The sequence below is a fragment of the Bradyrhizobium sp. Kon69 genome (assembly GCF_055807515.1).
Genome location: NZ_JBVVOS010000432.1, coordinates 1 through 257, shown reverse-complemented (window position 1 = coordinate 257; position 257 = coordinate 1). Strand labels below are relative to the sequence as shown.

At 65.4% G+C, this 257-nt stretch carries 1 protein-coding gene; it reads right to left on the bottom strand.

Features of this window, described 5'->3' with window-relative positions:
* Window positions 1-257 (bottom strand): hypothetical protein (locus tag AC0L3U_RS39690; RefSeq protein ID WP_473365164.1); only part of this gene is annotated, 257 nt, incomplete at both ends.

Sequence of the window (257 nt, the reverse complement as noted above, 5' to 3'; positions counted from 1 at the left end):
CGCCGCCAGCACCTCACGGTCACGCAGCGGCGTACTTGCATCGGCAAGGTCACGATGCCGCGGCTGATCGGCGTCTGCGCCTGCAACCGGACGCCTATCGCCAGGTGGCGCAGAGCCCTGAGCTGGCGCACCTGCTGCTGATCCTCGATGCGTTTCCACGGTTCCTTCGCGCCTCCCAGCATCAGAAGTTGCTCAAGGGGTTGCGTTCGCGCATTCAGAAGCGCCTGGCCAAGCAATGCAAGGCCCTCGATCACGCG